This is a genomic window from Actinomadura viridis, assembly GCF_015751755.1.
Taxonomy (GTDB): Bacteria; Actinomycetota; Actinomycetes; order Streptosporangiales; family Streptosporangiaceae; genus Spirillospora; species Spirillospora viridis.
Window position 1 is genome coordinate 5,271,116 of sequence record NZ_JADOUA010000001.1, and the last position, 19,024, is coordinate 5,290,139.

At 73.1% G+C, this 19,024-nt stretch carries 20 protein-coding genes; 11 read left to right on the forward strand and 9 right to left on the reverse strand.

Annotated features, from left to right (window positions below; all coding sequences use genetic code 11):
* Positions 1 to 121: 121 nt before the first annotated feature.
* The gene (locus IW256_RS24085) at positions 122 to 1,621 is read right to left on the reverse strand and encodes a helix-turn-helix domain-containing protein (protein WP_197013137.1); all 1,500 of its coding nucleotides are present in this window, start codon (positions 1,619 to 1,621) and stop codon (positions 122 to 124) included.
* 341 nt (positions 1,622 to 1,962) lie between these two features.
* On the opposite strand from IW256_RS24085, the gene IW256_RS24090 reads away from it, so the two are divergent.
* From IW256_RS24090 to IW256_RS24115, 6 genes are all read left to right on the forward strand, one after another.
* Positions 1,963 to 2,208, forward strand: coding sequence for a hypothetical protein (locus IW256_RS24090; RefSeq protein ID WP_197013138.1), 246 nt, complete (start codon positions 1,963 to 1,965; stop codon positions 2,206 to 2,208).
* A gap of 208 nt (positions 2,209 to 2,416) precedes the next feature.
* Complete coding sequence (locus IW256_RS24095) at positions 2,417 to 3,088, forward strand: AAA family ATPase (protein WP_197013139.1); 672 nt, start codon at positions 2,417 to 2,419, stop codon at positions 3,086 to 3,088.
* 23 nt (positions 3,089 to 3,111) lie between these two features.
* Positions 3,112 to 3,813, forward strand: a complete 702-nt coding sequence (locus tag IW256_RS24100) for an SDR family NAD(P)-dependent oxidoreductase (RefSeq protein ID WP_231403905.1) — start codon at positions 3,112 to 3,114, stop codon at positions 3,811 to 3,813.
* Positions 3,797 to 4,873: a threonine aldolase family protein gene (locus IW256_RS24105; protein WP_197013140.1), complete on the forward strand. Its 1,077-nt coding sequence runs from the start codon at positions 3,797 to 3,799 to the stop codon at positions 4,871 to 4,873. The genes IW256_RS24100 and IW256_RS24105 overlap by 17 nt, the downstream gene beginning before the upstream one ends.
* A 117-nt stretch (positions 4,874 to 4,990) precedes the next feature.
* Positions 4,991 to 6,181: a thiolase C-terminal domain-containing protein gene (locus tag IW256_RS24110; RefSeq protein ID WP_197013141.1), complete on the forward strand. Its 1,191-nt coding sequence runs from the start codon at positions 4,991 to 4,993 to the stop codon at positions 6,179 to 6,181.
* 151 nt (positions 6,182 to 6,332) lie between these two features.
* On the forward strand, positions 6,333 to 7,232 hold the full coding sequence (locus IW256_RS24115; RefSeq protein ID WP_197013142.1) for an oxygenase MpaB family protein: 900 nt from the start codon (positions 6,333 to 6,335) through the stop codon (positions 7,230 to 7,232).
* A gap of 107 nt (positions 7,233 to 7,339) precedes the next feature.
* On the opposite strand, the gene IW256_RS24120 is transcribed toward IW256_RS24115, so the two are convergent.
* The 8 genes from IW256_RS24120 to IW256_RS24155 form a co-directional block, all read right to left on the reverse strand.
* Positions 7,340 to 8,263, reverse strand: a complete 924-nt coding sequence (locus IW256_RS24120) for a hypothetical protein (RefSeq protein ID WP_197013143.1) — start codon at positions 8,261 to 8,263, stop codon at positions 7,340 to 7,342.
* Between the two features lie 84 nt (positions 8,264 to 8,347).
* Positions 8,348 to 9,154, reverse strand: coding sequence for an amidohydrolase family protein (locus IW256_RS24125; protein ID WP_197013144.1), 807 nt, complete (start codon positions 9,152 to 9,154; stop codon positions 8,348 to 8,350).
* A gap of 239 nt (positions 9,155 to 9,393) precedes the next feature.
* Positions 9,394 to 9,879, reverse strand: coding sequence for a carboxymuconolactone decarboxylase family protein (locus tag IW256_RS24130; RefSeq protein WP_197013145.1), 486 nt, complete (start codon positions 9,877 to 9,879; stop codon positions 9,394 to 9,396).
* 316 nt (positions 9,880 to 10,195) lie between these two features.
* Positions 10,196 to 11,191, reverse strand: a complete 996-nt coding sequence (locus IW256_RS24135) for an RNA polymerase subunit sigma-70 (protein WP_197016511.1) — start codon at positions 11,189 to 11,191, stop codon at positions 10,196 to 10,198.
* A gap of 2 nt (positions 11,192 to 11,193) precedes the next feature.
* Positions 11,194 to 11,610 carry a glyoxalase superfamily protein gene (locus IW256_RS24140; protein WP_197013146.1) on the reverse strand — a complete coding sequence of 139 codons (417 nt, stop codon included), beginning with the start codon at positions 11,608 to 11,610 and terminating at the stop codon, positions 11,194 to 11,196.
* A gap of 195 nt (positions 11,611 to 11,805) precedes the next feature.
* Positions 11,806 to 12,180: a VOC family protein gene (locus IW256_RS24145; RefSeq protein ID WP_197013147.1), complete on the reverse strand. Its 375-nt coding sequence runs from the start codon at positions 12,178 to 12,180 to the stop codon at positions 11,806 to 11,808.
* Positions 12,181 to 12,281: 101 nt separating this feature from the next.
* The gene (locus IW256_RS24150; protein WP_197013148.1) at positions 12,282 to 13,211 is read right to left on the reverse strand and encodes a hypothetical protein; all 930 of its coding nucleotides are present in this window, start codon (positions 13,209 to 13,211) and stop codon (positions 12,282 to 12,284) included.
* A gap of 93 nt (positions 13,212 to 13,304) precedes the next feature.
* The gene (locus tag IW256_RS24155) at positions 13,305 to 14,045 is read right to left on the reverse strand and encodes an alpha/beta hydrolase (protein WP_197013149.1); all 741 of its coding nucleotides are present in this window, start codon (positions 14,043 to 14,045) and stop codon (positions 13,305 to 13,307) included.
* A 185-nt stretch (positions 14,046 to 14,230) separates the two neighbouring features.
* Here IW256_RS24155 and IW256_RS24160 point away from each other — a divergent pair, with 185 nt between their 5' ends.
* The 5 genes from IW256_RS24160 (at position 14,231) to IW256_RS24180 (ending at position 19,017) form a co-directional block, all read left to right on the forward strand.
* Entirely contained in the window at positions 14,231 to 14,866 is a 636-nt protein-coding gene (locus IW256_RS24160; protein WP_197013150.1) for a hypothetical protein, read from the forward strand.
* 277 nt (positions 14,867 to 15,143) lie between these two features.
* Positions 15,144 to 16,085 carry a helical backbone metal receptor gene (locus tag IW256_RS24165; protein WP_475652136.1) on the forward strand — a complete coding sequence of 314 codons (942 nt, stop codon included), beginning with the start codon at positions 15,144 to 15,146 and terminating at the stop codon, positions 16,083 to 16,085.
* Between the two features lie 101 nt (positions 16,086 to 16,186).
* Entirely contained in the window at positions 16,187 to 17,209 is a 1,023-nt protein-coding gene (locus IW256_RS24170; RefSeq protein ID WP_197016512.1) for a FecCD family ABC transporter permease, read from the forward strand.
* An 88-nt stretch (positions 17,210 to 17,297) separates the two neighbouring features.
* Entirely contained in the window at positions 17,298 to 18,068 is a 771-nt protein-coding gene (locus IW256_RS24175; protein ID WP_197013152.1) for an ABC transporter ATP-binding protein, read from the forward strand.
* A gap of 19 nt (positions 18,069 to 18,087) precedes the next feature.
* Complete coding sequence (locus tag IW256_RS24180; protein WP_307829027.1) at positions 18,088 to 19,017, forward strand: adenosylcobinamide amidohydrolase; 930 nt, start codon at positions 18,088 to 18,090, stop codon at positions 19,015 to 19,017.
* The last annotated feature ends 7 nt before the right edge of the window (positions 19,018 to 19,024 follow it).

Below are 19,024 nucleotides of genomic sequence, written 5' to 3' on the forward strand. Positions count from 1 at the left end.
CCGGGCCTGTGCGAGCGCGACATCGCTTCGCGATCTGCCCGGTGAGGCTCGCCTCCGGCATCGCCCCACCGGGCAGCCAACGCGCTCGCGCGGTGGCCGAGGCCACTTCGAGACACGCCCTCTAGGGCTCCTCGTCGAGGAGCCGGCCGATGCGCGCGGTGAGCTGGTCACGGCGCGGGTCACCGGACGGGATGAGATCCCCCAGGCGCTCCAGCACCTCCAGATCGTCCCGGCCCGGCTCGACCTGCGCGTACGCCCACAGCGACTCGGCGCCGCCATGGTCCAGCACCTGCCGGCGCAGCAGCACCGACAGCTCGTCGCGCTCGGCCCGGATCCCCGGGGCGTCGGACCGGGGCAGCAGCTCGCCGCGCGCCAGCCGTACCGCCGCCGCCACCTCGCCGGTGTCCAGCAGCCGCCGTACGGCCAGGAAGTCGGCGTCGACGTCGCAGCCCAGCCGGTACGGCTTGGCCTGCACGATGTCACCGAACTGCGCGCGCAGCCGGTGGATCTCGGCCCGCACCGTGACCGGGCTCCCCTCGCAGCCGTACAGGTGCGTGGCGAGCCGGTCGCCGTTCAGCCCGCGCGGGTGGAGGGCCAGCAGGGCGAGGATCTCGGCGTGCCGCAACGACAGCGGTAGCCGGCGGCCGTCGAGCCAGGCCGCCGGCTGCTCCTCCCCCAGCAGGGTCAGCGCGAGCAGCCGGCGCACCGCGTTCTCGGGCCCCGGCCCGGCGGGCTCGGCCCCCTGGTCGCCGCGCGGCGGGCGCAGCAGGAACACCTCGCCGAGCGGTTCGGCCATGGCCCACCGCCCGTCCGGGAGGGCGACCGGGCCGCCGGGCACGGGCACGTACAGCCGCCGCCCGCTCCAGCCCGCGGGCTCGGCCGCCAGGATCCGGCCGGTCGCGGTGGCCAGCACGCCCGGCTCGCCGCGCAACGCCGCCAGATGGCGGCCGTAGCGGTCGCGCAGCAGCTGGTCGCGGAGGCGCATCCGCGCCTCCAGGTGCGCCTCGGCGAGCCGGGCGGCGGCGCCCACCAGGGCGACCGCCGCGGGATGCAGCGCCTCGACGGTGCCGCTGACATCGATGCAGCCGATCAGGCACCCGGTGTCGGGATCCCTGATGGGGGCGCCGGCGCAGGACCAGCCGTGCAACGAGGAGGCCAGGTGCTCGGGCCCGTAGACGTACTCGGGAGACCCCGTGACCAGAGCGGTGCCTATGCCGTTGGTGCCGACCGAGCGTTCCGACCAGCAGAACCCCTCCACCAGCCCGACCTGGTCCGCCTCCCGCAACACCGCCGGCGCCCCCTCGCTCCACAGCGTGTGGGCGTCGGCGTCGGCGATCACCATGATGTGCTCGGACTCGTCGGTGAAGCGCCGGAGCAGGTCGCGCAGCATCGGCAGGTGCGGGTCCAGCGGATGGCGGGCGCGGGCGGCGGCCAGCTCGTCGCGCTCGTACACCCGGGGCGCGCACGGCGTCGCCGGGTCGGCCCCCGCGCGCCGCGCCCGCCGCCATGACTCCGAGATGCTCCGCCGCACCAGCCGGCCCGACGCGTCCCGCCGCCCGCCCGGCAGGTCGTCGTCCCCTCGCTGGACCGCGTCTCGGACGGCCGAGAGCGCGCGCGCCATCTCGCGCGGGCTCCGGCAGGCATGCGGCATGGGCACGGCCGATCGCTGCCCCAATGGAACTCTCCCCCCAGATGAGAACCGTGGATCACGATCGAGAATCGACCCCCCTGGATCACGGCGCAAGGGGTTCCCCAGAAGTAATGACCACCTGGCCATCTGCACAGAACGTGATGGCGCGGTCGCAACGTGCGCGCAACCTCGGGGAACTTAACGTACTGGCTCCACCGGGTGTCCGAATCCGGCCGTGAACACCATCGGGCGTCCCGGATGTGCCGGGGGGGTGGCATCCGGGACGCCCGATGGGCCGGGGGGACGCCCGTCCGAGGGGGGAAGGACTGTCCATGTTGTGCTTGACTTGCCACAGGGTGCGCCCGGCCGGCGCCCGGGGGGACTACACCAACCGGCGCGCGCAACTGATCATCGCGCACGGCCTCTGCGTCTGCGCGGGCCGCGGGCCGCTGTCCGGGGAACGGCGCAGCGTCCCGCCCGAGAAGAGCCCGGCATGGCCGTTCTGGCACGGAGGGGCCGAGCGCGTACGGGCAGGACGCCCGGTGACACCGGGCCGGGGTGACACCGAGGCAGGTTGACGCCGGGGCGGGGTGACACAGGCCCGGGGCGGGGTGACACAGGCTCGGGGCGGCCCTCGGAACGGGGCGACGGCACCGCGCGGCGGGCGCCGACCGGTCCCGGCCGTCGACCCTGAGGACACCGCGATGACATGCTCCGTTTCCCTCTGATTCGCCTACTGTTAAAGGGCAGCCCCTGTCGCGATCCCCGCCTCGATCGAGGAGCATCATGACCCTGTTCTCGGGCCTTGTCCGCCGCGCCGCCGCCGAGGTGGAGCACAGGCTGCGCGCGGGCGCCGGGCTGCTCGCCGCGATCGCCGGGGACCCCGAGGGCACCGCCGCACGCGAACGGCTGCTGGAGTGCGAGGAGCGGCTGCGGCGGATGGAGAGGGTCATCGAGGGCCAGGATCGCGACCTGCGCGCGCTGCGGACCGATCTCGACTCGCTGATCGTCCAGCTCAACGATCGCCTGCTGCCCCGGATCGACGAGCGGATGGACGACACCGAGCGCGACCTGACCACGCTGGCCACCGGCCTGATCCGGGCCGACCGGGAGTCGGTGTCGTCCCGGTCACGGCTGGAGACGCTGGAGAACCGGCTGGCCGACCTGCGGGGCAAGCTCGTCCGGATGGAGCAGCGCGCCGGGCTGTGGCGCGACCTGCAGGCCACCATGGCCCGCCTGGGCGACGACATCGACACCCTGCGGTCACGCCTGCCCGCCCGCCCCGCCGCGCCCTCGGCCACCGCCGCCTCGGCCACGTCCGCCGTGTCCACGCCGTCCGTGCAGGCGACCGCGGCCGCGCAGCCCGCACAGGCGGCGCAGGCCGCGGCGGCGTCCGCCGACCACGTGAGCGAGAACGGCTCCCTGCGACTCGGCGGGCCCGATCCCCGCGGCCACTGACCGCTGCCTGGACAATGGGAGGCATGACGCAGTTCTCGAACATGGACGCCGGCGACCGCGTGGTCGTGGTCGCAGGCGCCGGCGGGCCCACCGGACACGCGGTCGTCAAGGCACTGGTGAACAGTGGCGCCCGGGTCGTCACCGCCGACCGGGTACCCCACGAATGGGACGACGAGCGGGTCACCCCCACCGTGGTGGATCTCCTCGACGCCGACGCCACCCGCGCCTGGGCCGACCGCACCGCCGCCGAGCACGGCCGGGTCGACGGGCTGATCCACCTGGTGGGCGGCTGGCGCGGCGGCACCTCGTTCGGCGACACCGACCTGGCCGACTGGGCGTTCCTGCACGACCTGCTGATCCGCACCCTGCAGCACACCACCCTGGCCTTCTACGAGCACCTGCGGTCGGCGCCCGGCGGCGCCCGGGTCGCGATCGTCTCGCAGCACGCGGCGCGGCACCCCAGGCAGAACGCCGCCGCGTACGCGACGGGCAAGGCGGCGTCGGAGGCGTGGCTGCTGGCCATGGCCGACGCGTTCGAGGGCACCGCGTCGGCGGCCACCATCCTGGTGGTCGAGGCACTGCTGAACGACGCCATGCGCGCCAAGCGGCCGGACGCGGACTTCACCGGTCACACCCATGTCGACGATCTGGGCCGGGTCATCGCCGGCCTGTGGGACCGTCCCGCCGCCGAGCTGAACGGAACGCGCATTGACCTCGCCGAGTGACACCACCGCCACCGGCGCCACCGGCACCGGACCGTTCCGGGGGTTCGCCAGCGACAACCACGCCGGCATCCATCCCGAGGTCCTCATCGCGCTCACCAACGCCAACGAGGGGCACCAGCCCGCCTACGGCGACGACGAGCACACCGCGCGGCTGCGCGAGGTGATGCGGCGCCACTTCGGCGAGCAGGCGCAGACCTACCCCGTGTTCAACGGCACCGGAGCCAACGTCGTCGGGCTGCAGGCCATGTCCGAACGCTGGAGTTCGGTGCTGTGCACCGAGTCCTCGCACATCAACGTGGACGAGTGCGGCGCCGCCGAGAAGGTGGCCGGCCTCAAGCTGGTCCCGATCCCGACACCGGACGGGAAGCTGACGCCCGAACTCGTCGACCGGTACGCGTGGGGCTGGGGCGACCCGCACCACACCCAGCCCCGGGTCGTGTCCATCACCCAGAACACCGAATTGGGCACCGTCTACACGCCCGAGGAGGTCACGGCGATCGCGGCGTGCGCGCACGAACGCGGCATGCTGCTGCACATGGACGGCGCCCGCCTCTCCAACGCCGCCGCGGCGCTGGACGTCCCCCCGCGCGCGTTCACCACCGACGCCGGGGTGGACGTCCTGACCTACGGCGGCACCAAGAACGGCGCCATGATCGGCGAGGCGGTCGTGGTGCTCAACCCCGGCGCCGTGCACGGCATGGAGTTCCTCCGCAAGATGGGGATGCAGCTGGCGTCCAAGATGCGGTTCGTCTCCGCGCAACTGGTGGCGCTGCTGGACGGCGACCTGTGGCTGCGCAACGCCGCGCACGCCAACGCGATGGCCCAGCACCTGGCCGCCGCGGTCCGCGCGGTGCCGGGCGTGCGCATCACGCAGCCGGTGGAGGCCAACGCGGTCTTCGCGATCATCCCGCGGGACGTCGCCGGCCGGCTGCGCGAGCGCTACGCGTTCTCGACGTGGGACGAGCGCACCGGTGAGGTCCGCTGGATGTGCTCGTTCGACACCACCGAGGAGGACGTCGCGGCGTTCGCCGCCTTCCTGGCCGAGCAGATGTCGGCCTGAGCAGGGCTCCGGGCCCGCCTCCGCACGACCCCGCACACCCGGCCCAAGCGAGCGCTCAGTCGGGCGCCGGGTTATCGTGACTCCCGAACCTGATTCGGGTACAAGGAGGCGGGCCTGATGGCCAACCGCACGTACGTCGTCGGCGTGGGCATGACCAAGTTCGAGAAGCCGGGCTCCCGTGACTGGGAGTACCCGGACATGGCCAAGGAGGCCGTCGGCAAGGCCCTGCAGGACGCAGGCGTCGCCTACGAGCAGGTGGAGCAGGCCTACGCGGGCTCGGTGTACGGCTCGATGGGCCAGCGCGCACTCTACGAGACCGGCATGACCGGCATCCCGGTGATGACCGTCGCCAACGCCTGCGCCACCGGATCCAGCGCCCTGTTCATGGCCCGCCAGGCCGTCAGGGGCGGTCTCGCCGACTGCGTGCTGGCCCTCGGCATGGAGAAGATGGAGAAGGGCTCGCTCGGCGCCGGCATGGGCAAGTCCAAGGTCACCATCATCGACCACCACCTCAACGCGATGGTCGCCGGGCGCCCCTGGGAGATGGACAAGGCCCCGATGCCGCAGATGTTCGGCAACGCCGGCCGCGAGCACATGGAGAAGTACGGCTCCACCCCCGAGCACTACGCCTGGATCGGCTGGAAGAACCACAAGCACTCGGTGCACAACCCCTACGCCCAGTTCCAGGACGAGTACTCCCTGGACCAGGTCAGGAACGCCACCATGATCTACGACCCGCTGACCAAGCTGCAGTGCTCGCCCACCTCCGACGGGGCCGCCGCCGCGATCGTCGTCAGCGAACGGTTCGTGGACGAGCACGACCTGGGCGACCGGGCCGTCGAGATCGCCGGGCAGCACATCGCCACCGACACCCCCGACAGCTTCGCCGGCGGCTCCTCCATCCAGGTCGTCGGCTTCGGCTGCTCCCAGCGCGCCGCCAGGCGGGCGATGGAGGAGGCCGGCGTCGGCATCGACGAGGTCGACGTGATCGAGCTCCACGACTGCTTCAGCGCCAACGAGCTGATCACCTACGAGGCGCTCGGCATGGCCGCCGTCGGCGAGGGCCACACGCTGGTCGACGACCAGGCCACCACCTACGGCGGCACCTGGGTGGTCAACCCCTCCGGCGGGCTCATCTCCAAGGGCCACCCCCTCGGCGCCACCGGCATCGCCCAGTGCGCCGAGCTGACCTGGCAGCTGCGGGGCCAGGCGGGCGACCGGCAGGTCCCGAACGCGCGCGTCGCGCTCCAGCACAACATCGGCCTGGGCAGCGCCTGCGCGGTCGCCGTCTACAAGCCCGCCACCTGACCACAGACGACCGACGCCGTCCCCGGAAGACCCCGCCTCGCGACGGTCGCGAGCGAGGCGGGGCGGGACCGGCGGGCGGACGGACGTTAGACAACTTCGGACATTTGTCTCATCATGGCGTCACAGCCAGGCGCACCACACTGGAGGCGCGATGTCCGCTCCGCCCCTCGCCCCGCCCGAACCGTCCCGCGTACGGACCGCCGCCCCGCTCGGCCCGGGCTCGCTGCTGTGGGCCTACGCGGGCGACGTGCGCTCCCTGATCCCCGGCGCCGCCGCCGGGCTCATGCAGCTCATGCACCCCGGGATCGGCGCCGCCGTCTCCGAGCACTCGGCCTTCTTCGACGCGCCCTTCGACCGCATCTACCGGTCCGTCCCGCAGATCTGGGCGACCATCCTGGCTCCCGACGCCGAACGGCGCGGCCGCGGCATCCGCGACCTGCACCGGACCATCGCCGGCGTGGACGAGCACCACCGCCGCTACCACGCCCTCGAACCGGAGACCTTCTGGTGGGCGCACGCCACGTTCACCTGGGAGATCTTCAAGGCGGCCGAACTCTTCCACCCGCGGACGCTCACCGCCGAGGACCGCGAACGGCTCTACGCCGAAACCGTCACCTGGTACTCCCGGTACGGCGTGAGCATGCGGCCCGTCCCGCCCGACCACGCCTCGTTCCAGTCCAAGTTCTGGCACGTCTGCGCCAGGCGGCTGGAACTCACCCCGGCCGCCGCCCGCGCCCTGGAGATCGCCAGGCACGGCTCGGAGACCGTCTCCCTCATGCCGGTCGGCGGCGCACGCCTGGAGCGGGCCGGGCGCCTCGTGGCCGAACGGCCGCTGCGGCTGCTCACCTTCGGCTGCCTGCCATCGATCGTCCGCGACCGCTTCGACATCCCCTGGAACGCGGCCGACCAGGTCGCCTTCGCCGCCCTGGCCATGGCCCACCGGCAGGGGTACCGGATGGTGCCCGCCCGCCTCAACCACTGGACGCTGCGCAGCACCCTCCGCTACATCGGCTCCCAGACCCGCGAGCACCGCTACCAGCCCGCCGCCTGACCCTCCCTGATCCCGCCCCGAGGTGGCCGACCGCTGCTTTCCGCGATGAATCGCCCGGCCGCCCCCTTCAGGCGGACACGCCCGCGGATGTCCGCCGCGCCGCCCGGTCAGTCCCGGACCAGATGCTCCAGCAGGGCCTGGAAGTCCTCGCCGATCGACACCGTGAGCGCGTCCTCCCCCGCCTCGACCGCTCCGGCCAGCCGCAGCTCGCCGTCATCCCACCAGTAGACGTTCGGGCTGATCGAGCGCGGCCCCTCCTGGAAGCCCGCCCAGGCCACACGGATCAGCACGTTCATCGCGGCCGGCACGCCGCCGGGATGGACGGGCGAGGCATGGACGACGCCCTGGGCGGGCACCGCGACCAGCGCCCCGTGCGGCCCGGTCACCGGGTAGTCGCCCGCCCACAGCGCGTGCGCCGTGACATAGGCGGTCTCGGCGCCCAGCGAGAAGATCGGCACGCCGCCGGCGTCATCCTCCACCATCTCCAGCGGCCCGTCCGACCGGACGTTCTCGCGCGCCACGTGGAACAACTCGTCCCGGCCGACCGGCCAGTCCGCCGCCATGCCGGTGCTCACGATCAGCAGCGAGGTCGGCTTGTCGACGACCAGGACCTCGGCCAGGCCCGGCGCCACGGTGCGGCGGACGACCTCCATCCCGGCCTGGAAGTCGTCCGCGTACAGGCGCGTCCGCAGCAGGGGGCGGATCAGCGCGAAGTCCGCCAGGTCGAGCGCCTCCTCGTCCTCGACCTCCGTGGTGGCGATCAGCGTGCCGACGAAGTCGCTGACGATCGCCGGCCACTGGTCCTCGGGCTCCCGCGCGACCCATTGCCGCAGGTTGCTCAGGTACATCCGGGAAGGCGAGGAGTCTCCGGGGCGGCCCAGCTCCACCTGGTCGCCGTCGATCACCGTGCAGGTGTATCCGTGGCTCTCGACCACCGCGCAGACCAGGGTGATGACGGGATCGGCCACGACCGGCGCCGGGGACGGCCCGGTCCCGGCGTCGCCGGACTCATCCCTGCGGAACCACTTCATGTCGACCCCCGCTTCGTACGCCAGAGGGCCCTCAGCGTAGAGGGCCCCTCCGACGGAACCCGGCCGGGGCCTTTACGTTGTAGATCACAAATGGAAGACCTTGCGGGCGTTCCCTTCCAGGAAGGCCGCCCGCTGCCGCTCCCCCAGCCCCAGCCCGTCCAGGCCCCGCAGCGCGTGCTCGGCCGTCACCATCGGGAAGTTGGTGCCGAACATGACCTTGTGGCGTTCGCTCCGCATATAGCGCACCAGCTCCGGCGGATAGCGCTCCACCGTGTAGGCCGAGGTGTCGATGTGGACGTTCGGATGCTTGCGGCAGACCGCGACCATCTCCTCCGTCCACGGGTACCCGATGTGCCCGCCCACGATCACCAGCTCGGGGAAGTCCAGCGCGATCTGGTCGATGTACGGGATGGGGCGCCCCACCTCGCTCGGACGCAACGGCCCCGTGTGCCCGACCTGAGTGCAGAAGGGGATTCCCAGCTCCACGCACTCCGCGTACAGCGGGTAGTAGAGCCGGTCGGTCGGAGGACGCTCCCACAACCAGGGCACCACCCGCAGCCCCTTGAACCCGAGGTCGCCGACGCACCGCCGCAGTTCCCGCACGGCCTCCATCGGCTTGCGGAGGTCGACCGAGGCGATCCCGGCCAGCCGATCCGGCGCCGCCGCCACGAACCGGGCGACCTCGTCGTTGCTCACCAGAGCGCCCTCGGGCCCGTACCAGGCGCTGATGAGGCCGAGCCCCACTCCCCCTGCGTCCATCGCCGCCACCGTGGTCTCGACCGGCACCTCCTCCTCGGGCGGCTTCTGCCCGGTCCACCGCCACAGCGAGTCGAGCATCTCGTGCCGCAGGAACCGTACGGTCCCGTGCTGCATCCAGGCGTCAACGATCATCGGAGTCTCCCTTCAGAGACCGCCAGGCGGCCTGCGGCGTCGCGGTGACCTGCTCCTTGGAGGCCAAGGGGCGAGGGGAGCCGCCGACGCCGCCCCATAGAACATCATTCTGTTCCACTAGAACGATCTTCTACAACCCGGATGGCGAGGGGCGGCCGGCACGGCCGCCCGGCCCGGCTCGGCACGGCCGCCCGGCCCGGATCGAAGGGGCCCGGGCCGGGCGGGGATCCGCCCGCCGATCAGCTCGACAGGTCGGCGTGCATGCCGGGCGCGTACGAACCTCCCCGCTGGTGCACGATCACGGCGAGCCGGTTGGCCGCGTTGATCAGAGCGACCAGGGAGACCAGCGCGGCGATCTGGTCGTCGTCGTAGTGCTCGCGTACCCGGGCCCAGGTCTCGTCGGACACGCCGTGGTGGGCGTCGGCGAGCCTGGTGCCCTCTTCGGCGAGGGCCAGCGCGGCCCGCTCGGCCTCGGTGAACACGGTGGACTCGCGCCAGGCGGCGACCAGGTGGAGCCGGACCGCGGTCTCACCGGCGGCCTCCGCCTCCTTGGTGTGCATGTCGATGCACCATCCGCAGCCGTTGATCTGGCTGGCGCGCAGCGACACCAGCTCCTGCGTGGACCTCGGCAGCGGCGACTGGACGATCACCGTACCGGCGTTGGCGAACCGCTTGGCGAACCTGATGGCGAGCTCGTTGCCGAGCAGGTCGAACCGGGCGTCCATGACTTCGTCCTCCCTCGTGGTCGTGCACCGTATGAAGTCGTGCACCTTATGAACACGAGATGCCGGTCCCCACCGCTTTGTGACACCCGCGAGCGGTGGCCGACCTCACATGACCGAGCCGTCACAGGGATCGGACCGCCGGCGTCCTGTGCCCGCCGGACGCGCCCCGGATACCCCTCATCTGGTGGTGCCCACCTGCAAGAAAGGTGGGCGGCACGGACCCCGGAGGAGCGTTCCCCGGAGGAGCCCTCCGCCGCGCGGCCCTCACTCGATGGCGGAGGGCCGCGCGACCGGCCGGGACGGGCCCGGCCTCCCTTCAGAGGACGGCGGGGAGACCGAAGGCGGGGAACAGCGCCGTGCCGAAGGTGGTGATCTCCACGATCCGGCCGTGCTCGACGCGCAGGACGTCCAGCTTGAAGGCGCGGAACTCCGAATCGCCCGGACGGCGCAGGTAACTCGCGGCGGCGGGCATCCGGTTCGCCCACGTGGGCAGGAGGCGCCAGTCGCCCTCGCGGTCCTCTCCGAACGCCCGCTCCAACAGCACCGCGACCTCGTCCAGCCCGTCATGACAGGCCGGGAACGGAGGCATCGTGACCCGGATGTCCTCCGCCGCGATCGCGATCGCGGCGGCCATGTCGCACCGTTCGTGCGCGTCGATGAAGCGCTCCAGCACCTGGCGTTCCTCGGCGCTCGGCTCGCCGGCCGTCCACTCGCTGCGACGTACGGGCAGATGCCTCTGCAGCGTCGCCCTCGCCCGCTGCAGCGCGCTGTTGGCCGCGGCGACGCTGGTGCCCAGAGCGGACGCCGTCTGCGCCGCCGGCCAGCCGAGCACGTCCCGCGCGATCAGCACCGCCCGCTGCCGCGGCGGCAGCGTCTGGAGGGCCGCCAGGAAGGCCAGCTCGATCGTCTCCCGCCGGACGGCCACCTCCTCGGGCCGGTCGTCGTCGGGCGCGGCGTCGTCCAGCAGGCCGTCCGGGTACGGCTGCAGCCACGGCACCTCGGCGAACGACCGCGGGCTCGACGGCTTGCGGGAGCCGCGTCGCAGCTCGTCCAGGCAGACGTTCGTGGCGATCCGGTAGAGCCAGGCGCGGAACAGCGTCCCCCCGCCGAAACCGTCCCGCCCCCGCCACGCCCGCAGGAGGGTCTCCTGGACCGCGTCCTCGGCCTCGTCGAACGAGGCGAGCATCCGGTAACAGTGCACATGCAGCTCGCGCCGGTGCCGCTCGGCGAGCACCGTGAACGCCCGCTCGTCACCGGCGATCGCGGCGCTCACCAGGGGATCGGTCTCGTCCGCCCGCACCGTGTCCGGCATCGTCACCGCACCAGGGCCTTGACCTCCTGGACCAGCCAGGAGTTGCCGTCGGGGTCGTCGAACGCGCAGTAGGACCCGTAGTCGCGGCGCTCAGGGTCCAGCCCCGGCGTCTGCCCGCCCGCACCGAAGTGGAAGAACTCGCCGACCTCCACTCCGCGCCCGGCCAGCTCGGCCCGCGCGGCCTCGATGTCGGTGACGACCAGGTGCAGCCCCTGGGCCGAGCCGGGCTCGGCCGTGGTGACGCCCTTGCCGATCGTGATCGAGCAGGCGGAGCCGGGCGGCGTCAGCTGGACGACGCGGAAGTCCTCTCCGGCCTTGTGGTCGACATCGACATGGAAACCCGCCTTGTCCGCGTAGAACGCCTTGGCGCGGTCGACGTCCGAGACGGGCAGCACTACCACCTGCAGCTTGAAGTCCATGATGCGTTCTCCTTGTTCTTTCGTTCGCCTGCCGATCGTTCCACCACCTGTAACGACGGCCGCTCACAGAACTCATCGGTGATGCGATGACTTTTTCGCGCCACGTGATCCGCCACACGCCGGTCATCTCGCGACCGCTGATCGGCTCCCGCCACTTCCCTCCGCCTCCCTCCGCACGACCGCCGTGTCGCCCGCCTACGCCTCGGCCCAGACGCCCAGTTCGTTCCCGCTCGGATCGGTGAAGTGGAACCGGCGGCCGCCGGGGAACTCGTAGGGCCCGTTCACCACCAGGCCGCCCGCGTTCTCGACAGCCTCCACGGACTGGTCCAGGTCGGTGGAATAGAGCAGCACCAACGGGCCGCCCGGTCCCCCGTTCTGGCCCGCACGGAGGCCGCCCGCTTCGGGTGCGCCTTCGCCTTCCACGCCCTGGATGCCGGCGTACGCGGGCCCGTAGTCGTTGAACCGCCAGCCGAACGCCTCGGCGTAGAAACGCTTGGCCTGCTCAAGGTCGGTGACCGTGAGCTCCACATAGTTGATGGCATGGTGCTGATGCGAAGACGTTCGAGTCATGCGCGCATCATGTCCGCCGGGTCCGACACCGCACGCCCGAAGGCACGGGCTGTTGCCCCGGTGCGGGGGACTGCCCCGTCTGCGGGGCATGCCGGGCGCCGTCATCGCGTGGGGGCTCGAGGGCGGCGCCTTGAGCGGGGGCTCCGGCGGGAAAGGCGGGCCAGGCGGGTGGCGATGCGGTCCATGGTCGTGGGGGACGGCTCCCAGCCTCGATGGAGCAGAGCGGTCAGAAGGACCTCCAGGTACGGACCGGGGCAGGGCAGGAAGTCGCGGGTGACGGTGATGATCTCCCAGCCCATCTCGCGGGTGAGCCAGCGGCGGCGGGCCTCGTCGCGGGCACGGGCGACGGGACCCGTGTGGTGCGGTTCGCCGTCGTACTCCATGCCGACGCGGAACTCCTCGTACCCGAGGTCGATGAAGAAGGGGTCGCCCCGCGGACCCATCACGGGGACCTGCGTACGGGGGCGCGGGAAGCCGGTGTCGACGACGGTGAAGCGGGTCCGGCTCTCGCCCGGAGACGCGGCGCCGCGGTCTCCGAGGCTCAGCACGCCGCGCAGGCGTGAGGAGTCGCGACGGCCCCGGAGATCGCGGGCCATCAGTTTCAGCTCCGCGAGCTCGACGCCCGTCCTGAGGAACTGGTCGAGGGCCGCGACCGCCTCCTGCGGTGGAAGCCGGCGGGCGCAGTCGAGGGCCGTCCGGGCCGGGGTCGTCACCCGCAGGCCGCCCTCCTCGGCGACGTGGGACGGCGGCAGGCCGGCGCCGTCCACCAGGTCGAGCTCCCAGCCCATCCGGGCGGCGCCGGGCGGGAGGACGTCCAGGCCCCAGATCCAGGCGGCGGTACGGCGGGCCACGACCTTGGGCGGGAGAGCGGCGCCGGGGAGAGCGGTGCCGAGGAGAGCTGTGCAGGGGAGGGCGGTGCCGAGGAGGGCGGTGCCGAGGAGGGCGGCCCGCCCGGCCGGGGACGTGGTGCGGCCGCCGGGGAACGGGCCGAGGGTGGTGCCGTCGTGGTGCCAGGCGATGGTCGTCGTCATGGTTCGATGCTGCTCGGCGCGCACCATGATCGGGCGGGGCACCGGAAACTGTGGATAACTCCGGGAGGCGGCGCCCTCGGGTGACGGCCGTCTCTAACGCCGCCCCTTGGCCCACTCACCGATCCGCTTGATGAGGTCGGGTGTCGCGGCGGCCTCCGCATGGCCGAAGCCGGGCTCCACCCACAGCTCGCGGGGGTCGCGTGCCGCCTCGTACAGCTGATAGGCGTGCTCTATGGGCAGGAACGCGTCCGCGTCCCCGTGGACCACCAGAAGCGGAACGGGGGCGATGCGGGACGCGACCGCGTGCGGGGCCTCGGGCTCGGGGTCCCAGCCCTTCGGGGCGACGCGCGTTCCCCTGGCCAGGCGCACCGCCAGCCGCCCCATGCGGCGCTCGATGACCCAGTGCACGCGGCGCATGGGCACCGTGTCCCGGTAGTACCAGCGCGCCGGGGCGCTGATCGAGACGACGGCGTCCACGCCCCCATGAAGGGCGGCGTGCCGTACGGCCACCGCGCCGCCCAGGGAGAAGCCCGCGGCCACGACGCGCTCGTATCCGTGCCGGCGGGCCGCCGCCACCGCGGCCTCCATGTCCAGGACCTCCAGATCGCCCACCGTCGAGCGTCCCCCGGACCGCCCGTGGCCGCGCAGGTCGAGCCCGATGACGCCGCCGTGCGCGTTCAGGGCCGCGGCGATGCGGCGCAGGACGGGCTGCCGCCAGGAGCAGGTGAACCCGTGCGCCAGCACGATGCACAGCTCGCCGTCACCGGGCGTATGACCTGCGTCGATACGGACGGCATCGCGAGTGAACAGGGTGAGCGGTTCGGGCTCTCGCACCCTTTCATCATGACCGACCGGTGCCCGGATCCCGTGAACGGAACCGCGGCGACGCGCCGCGCCGCCGCCTGCCGTGTGCCATGGTGGCGCCGGCGGGCCCGGGGATGGCAGGGTCGTGAGGCGCGGAGCCGGGCGCCGGTCTCCGCGGCGCGAGTCCGAGAGCCGGGGAATGCGGGGGAACCACGATGAGCGACTTGATCACGACCCGCCGGGCGCTGCACGGCGTCGCCGAGACGGTCCTGGCCGGCCCGCAGTACCGGCGGAGCGGGACGATCCGGCTGGCGATCACCTCCGGCGGCTTCCGCACGATCGCCGAACCGGACCTGCGCGTCGAGGGCACCGATCTGGTCTCCGGTGAACGCGTGCTCCCGTTGGACGGCACCACCTGCCGGCGGCTGGCAGCGGCCGCCGGTGTTGACGCGGGCGCCCCCGAGGACCTTTACAAGGACGGCAGCGGGATCGGGCTCGATGACGCCCTCGGCGTCGACCCGGATGCCGCGGCCCGCCTGGAGGCGTCCTTCACCATGGGCGCCGAGGCGCTCCGGCGCCTGGCCCCGGCGGCCGAGCCGGTCCTGTGGCCCGAGCATTTCGACGTGGGCGTGACACTCGACGAGGTCAACTACGGGATCTCGCCTGGTGACGGCTACCTGGACGAGCCCTACGCCTACGCGGGCCCCTGGCGGCCGCGCAACGGTTCCTTCTGGAACGCCCCGTTCGGCGCCACCCGCCCGTTGCGGGAACTCCCGGACCCCGACGCGATCCACCGTTTCCTCGCCGAGGCCCGCGAACGGGCCTCGGCCGACCCGGTGCGCGAGAGCTGAGGCCCGCAGGACCGCCGCCGGGACGGAACCTCCCCCGGCACCGCCTCTGAGCGGTCCGTCCCGGTATGCCTGCTAACGTTGCGTTTCAAGCGCGTCATGGAGCGAAGTCCGGTGTGATTCCGGCGCTGTCCCGCAACTGTGATGCCCCTCCGAGATCGTCCTCCGCGATCGTCCTCTGAAGGGCCGAGCCAGGTCGCCTCCTGCGCGCCGACGTTTCTCGACCTCGTGGAAGGGCGATCCGTCGGCCCATGGCGGCGGGTCCCGCCTTCCCGTAGCCATGGAGGCTCCCTTGGGACCGGTACGTGCTCTTGGCGCGGCCCTGATGATCGGTGTCGTGACGCTGGCGGCCGGCTGCGGCTCCGGCGGCGGAGAAGGCGGCGGCGACGCCGCCGGGGGCGGCGCGGTGACCGTCCAGGCCGCCAACGGCGCCGTGACGATCCCGGCCACGCCGAAGCGGATCGTCTCCCTGTCCCCCACCCACACCGAGACGCTCTTCGCGATCGGGGCGGGGTCACAGGTGGTCGCGGTGGACGAGTACTCCGACCACCCGGCGAACGCGCCCAAGACCAAGCTGTCGGGCTTCAAGCCGAACGCCGAGGCGATCATCGGGCACAAGCCCGACCTGGTCGTGCTGTCGGACGACATGAACGGCATCGTCAAGGCGCTGGAGAAGGTGAAGGTCCCGGTGCTCCTGGAGCCGTCGGCCGCCAAGCTGGACGACGCGTACGACGAGATCATGGACCTCGGCACCGCCACCGGCCACGCCGAGCAGGCCAGAAAGCTGACCGACGACATGCGCGCCCGGATCCAGCGGACGGTCGCCGCCTCGTCCAAGGGCAAGGGGCTCACCTACTACCACGAGCTGGACAACCAGCTGCACACCGTGACCTCCTCGACCTTCATCGGGCAGGTCTACGGCCTGTTCGGCCTGCAGAACATCGCCGACAAGGCCGAGAAGGCGTCGGGCGGCTACCCGCAGCTGTCCCGGGAGTTCCTCGTCAAGAGCGACCCCGACCTGGTCTTCCTGGCCGACACCAAGTGCTGCGCCCAGAACGCCGCGGCCGTCGCCGCGCGCCCCGGCTGGCAGAACCTCACCGCCGTGAAGAAGGACGGCGTGATCGAGCTGGACGACGACCTCGCGTCCCGCTGGGGCCCGCGCCTGCCCGAGTTCGTCCAGGCCATCGGTGACGCGGTGCAGAAGGCCCCGGCCGCGCAGTGAGGACCCCCGGCCGCGCGGTGAAGGCCCCCGGCCGCGCCGGGCAGCCCCCCGGCCGTGCCGGGCGCCGCTCGGGCCCCGCGGAGGGCCCGGTCCCGGCGCGGCTGCGGCCGTTGCCGCTGGCCGCCGCGCTCGCGCTGCTCGCCGCGACGTCGGCGGCCGGGCTGCTGATCGGCGCGGCCGACCTGCCCGCCGGCGCGGTCCTCACCGCGATGCTCGACCGGCTGCCGTTCGTCGAGCTCCACTCGGGGCTCAGCGCCATCGAGCGGAACGTCCTCTTCGAGCTGCGCCTCCCCCGGGTCCTGATGGCGGCGCTGGTCGGCGGCATGCTCGCCATGGCCGGCGCCGGTTACCAGGGGGTCTTCCGCAACCCGCTCGCCGACCCGTACCTGCTCGGTGCCGCCGCCGGGGCCGGCGTCGGCGCGACCCTGGTGATCGTGGTGACACCGGGCGACCCGACCTACACCGTTCCGCTGGCCGCGTTCGCCGGGGCCCTCGGCGGGGTCCTCCTGGCGTACGCGCTGGGCAGCATGGCCGGCAGCGGCGGCGGCTCGGGCGCGGCCGTCCTGGTGCTGGCCGGGGTCGCGGTGTCGAGCTTCCTCGCCGCCGTGCAGACCTTCGTGCAACAGGCCCGGACCGACGAACTTCAGCAGATCTACGCCTGGATCCTCGGCGGGGTCGGCTCGGCGGACTGGCGGCAGCTGGCCATGGTCGCCCCGTACGCGCTCGTCTCCACCGTGGTCCTGCTGCTGCACGGCCGGCTGCTGGACGTGCTCGCCGTGGGCGACGAGGAGGCGTCCTCGCTCGGCCTGTCGGCCACGCGGGTACGCCTGGTCGTGCTCGTCACCGCGTCATTGGCGACGGCGTGCGCGGTCGCGGTGAGCGGGCTGATCGGGTTCGTCGGCATCGTCGTGCCGCACGTGGTGCGGCGGCTGGCCGGGGGCTCCTACCGGATCGTCCTGCCGCTGTCGCTGCTGGGCGGGGCCGCGTTCCTCGGGCTGGCCGACCTGGCCGCCCGCAGCGTGGTCGCCCCCGGCGAGCTCCCGCTGGGCGTCGTGACGGCGTTCGTCGGCGGCCCGTTCTTCGTGGCCGTGCTGCGCGCCACCCGCAGGCAGGTGGACCCGTGATCCCAGCGAGCCGCGGGCGGAACGAACTCCCGCGCGACACCCCGGGCGGCGTCCCGGACGGCGTCCCGGACGGCCGGAGGGCACCCGCATGACCATCGCGATACGCGACCTGGACGTCACCCTGGGCGACCGCAAGGTGCTGGACGGCGTCACGCTCACGGTCCCCGCCGGGTCCTGGACCGCGATCATCGGGCCGAACGGGGCGGGCAAGTCCACGCTCCTGCGTGCGATCCTCGGCCTGCGTCCGGGCCGGGGAGAGGTCACCGTCGCGGGGACCGACCCGCGCACCCTCAAACCCCGCCAGCGGGCCAGGATGATCGCCTACGCGCCGCAGAACCCCGGCCTGCCCGCCGGGATGCAGGTGTTCGACTACACGCTGCTGGGCCGTTCCCCCTACATCCCGCACCTGGGCCGGGAGGGCGCCCGCGACCGCGCCGTCGCCGCCGAGGTCCTGGAACGGCTCGACCTGACCGGCCTGGCGGCGCGCCCGCTCGACCAGCTGTCGGGCGGTGAGCGGCAACGGGTGGTGCTGGCCCGGGCCCTCGCCCAGCAGACCTCGGTGCTGCTCCTGGACGAGCCCACGACCGCCCTGGACATCGGCCACCAGCAGCAGGTGATGGAACTGATCGACCAGCTCCGGCTGGCCGACCGGCTCACGGTGGTGACCACCATCCACGACCTGACGCTGGCGGGCCAGTACGCCGACGATCTGCTGCTACTGTCGGCCGGGCGGGTGGCGGCGGCGGGCCCGCCCGCGCGCGTGCTCACGCGCGCCGCCGTCGCCGAGCACTTCGACGCGAGAGTCCGGGTCGCCCCGGGCGTCGACGGCCGTCCGATCCTGTCCCTGGAACGTCCCTGAGACCCGACCCGGAGCGTTTGTGAGACTGAACCTGATGTGGCGCCGGGAGGACGGCGCCAGGCTCGCCTCCACCGTGTGGCGTACGGGACCCGGCCTGCGCACCATCTCGTCCGCGACGGTCGGCGGCGGGATCGGTCCCGCGGGGTGGGTCCTCAACGCCCAGGTCTCCGGGAACTACGCGCGCACCGATCCGGCCGCGCATCTGATGGAGCTGGCGTCGTCCTGCGGCCTGCGGGGCCCCGGCGTCGGGATGATGACCGCCGCCGCGGTGGACCGTACGGCGCGGCGTTCGGACGAGGGCGTCACCGCCTCCGCCACGGTCGGGCTGCGGGTCCCGACCTGGGCCGCCGCCCCGCCCGGCGTCCCCGACGAGGAACTCGCCCCGATCGGCGGCGACCCGCTGCCCCCGCCGCCGATGGCGCCCCCCGTACCGGGTGGGCGGCCCGAGGCTCCTCCGGCGCCGCCCGTCCCGGGCCCGCGCCCCGGAACGGTCAACATCATCGTCGAGGTGCCCGCCGCGCTGTCGGACGCGGCGCTGGTCAACGCGGTCATGACGGCGACCGAGGCCAAGACCCAGGCGCTCCTCGAAGCGGGCTACGCGTGCACGGGCACCGCCTCGGACGCCCTCTGCATCGCCGCGCTGATCCCCCGGTCCGGCAAGGCCGAACCGTTCGCCGGCCCGCGTTCCACCTGGGGTGCGCGCATCGCCCGCGCCGTGCACGCCGCCGTGCACGCGGGGGCGCTCGACTACACCGAGTACCTCAAGGCCGCGCACCCGGAGCCGGCGCGCCCGGAACCCGCGCGCTCCGATCCTGGACGGCAGGACTCCGGCCCTCGTGCGAGCGGTCCCCGCGAACCGGCCCGCCCGGAGATCGACCTGGAGGAGACCGACCACCTCAAGTCCGAGCTCCTCAAGAGCGGCGACCAGGGGATGAACGCCGCACGCTGACCACGGC

Coding starts and splice junctions, on each gene's coding strand:
- IW256_RS24085 (WP_197013137.1), bottom strand. CDS start 1,621: ATGGCGCGCGCGCTCTCGGCCGTCCGAGACGCGGTCCAGCGAGGGGAC.
- IW256_RS24090 (WP_197013138.1), top strand. CDS start 1,963: ATGTTGTGCTTGACTTGCCACAGGGTGCGCCCGGCCGGCGCCCGGGGG.
- IW256_RS24095 (WP_197013139.1), top strand. CDS start 2,417: ATGACCCTGTTCTCGGGCCTTGTCCGCCGCGCCGCCGCCGAGGTGGAG.
- IW256_RS24100 (WP_231403905.1), top strand. CDS start 3,112: ATGACGCAGTTCTCGAACATGGACGCCGGCGACCGCGTGGTCGTGGTC.
- IW256_RS24110 (WP_197013141.1), top strand. CDS start 4,991: ATGGCCAACCGCACGTACGTCGTCGGCGTGGGCATGACCAAGTTCGAG.
- IW256_RS24115 (WP_197013142.1), top strand. CDS start 6,333: ATGTCCGCTCCGCCCCTCGCCCCGCCCGAACCGTCCCGCGTACGGACC.
- IW256_RS24120 (WP_197013143.1), bottom strand. CDS start 8,263: ATGAAGTGGTTCCGCAGGGATGAGTCCGGCGACGCCGGGACCGGGCCG.
- IW256_RS24125 (WP_197013144.1), bottom strand. CDS start 9,154: ATGATCGTTGACGCCTGGATGCAGCACGGGACCGTACGGTTCCTGCGG.
- IW256_RS24130 (WP_197013145.1), bottom strand. CDS start 9,879: ATGGACGCCCGGTTCGACCTGCTCGGCAACGAGCTCGCCATCAGGTTC.
- IW256_RS24135 (WP_197016511.1), bottom strand. CDS start 11,191: ATGCCGGACACGGTGCGGGCGGACGAGACCGATCCCCTGGTGAGCGCC.
- IW256_RS24140 (WP_197013146.1), bottom strand. CDS start 11,610: ATGGACTTCAAGCTGCAGGTGGTAGTGCTGCCCGTCTCGGACGTCGAC.
- IW256_RS24145 (WP_197013147.1), bottom strand. CDS start 12,180: ATGACTCGAACGTCTTCGCATCAGCACCATGCCATCAACTATGTGGAG.
- IW256_RS24150 (WP_197013148.1), bottom strand. CDS start 13,211: ATGACGACGACCATCGCCTGGCACCACGACGGCACCACCCTCGGCCCG.
- IW256_RS24160 (WP_197013150.1), top strand. CDS start 14,231: ATGAGCGACTTGATCACGACCCGCCGGGCGCTGCACGGCGTCGCCGAG.
- IW256_RS24165 (WP_475652136.1), top strand. CDS start 15,144: ATGGAGGCTCCCTTGGGACCGGTACGTGCTCTTGGCGCGGCCCTGATG.
- IW256_RS24175 (WP_197013152.1), top strand. CDS start 17,298: ATGACCATCGCGATACGCGACCTGGACGTCACCCTGGGCGACCGCAAG.